Origin of the sequence: Mangrovihabitans endophyticus (assembly GCF_014646155.1) — a bacterium.
GTDB classification, from domain to species: Bacteria; Actinomycetota; Actinomycetes; order Mycobacteriales; family Micromonosporaceae; genus Actinoplanes; species Actinoplanes endophyticus.
Map to the genome: position 1 here is coordinate 1 of NZ_BMMX01000202.1, position 527 is coordinate 527.

The 527-nt window shown below is 45.5% G+C and carries 1 protein-coding gene; it reads right to left on the minus strand.

Features of this window, described 5'->3' with window-relative positions; all coding sequences use genetic code 11:
- Positions 1 to 472: DUF4494 domain-containing protein (locus tag IEY73_RS34920; RefSeq protein WP_229716463.1), on the minus strand; the 472-nt coding region annotated here is incomplete at its 3' end.
- Between the last annotated feature and the right edge of the window lie 55 nt (positions 473 to 527).

Below are 527 nucleotides of genomic sequence, written 5' to 3' on the forward strand. Positions count from 1 at the left end.
TCGTTGTCCTGCAACCTTCGGGGAGAGATTGTATGAAATTTCGTACAACAGGCGAATTGGCATTTTCACTGATGGTATCCGTAATGGACTCATCTGCGGCATATGGATAGACGTCCATAATGGCAGTTTCCGCTACCGATGCAATTTGGTAGTCGGCCATTGTGCCTTTCATACCCTCATCCAGTTTATTTACTGCATCACGCAAGTCGGCTGCTTGTACCAGTACGTTGGTAGCCGTCTTTTTTTCTGCTCCACTTTTTTCATCTGAGGTAATGAAATACAGCTTGCACTTGAACCAGCGGTCGGCACTGTCTTCCTCACAGGGAAAGAGCTCGCTATAGTTGGCACGTTTAATGTCGGAAACTGTAAACTCACCGGAAATAAAGGGTGTCATTTCTTCAATGATGCGTGCTTCCGCTTCCGTGAAGCTGAGCGCGTCAACCAGATAGGGTTCTGTTACTTTCTTGTTCATTCCGTTATCCATTGTCTTTTCATAACGGATTTTACATTCAAACCACGTGTGCATC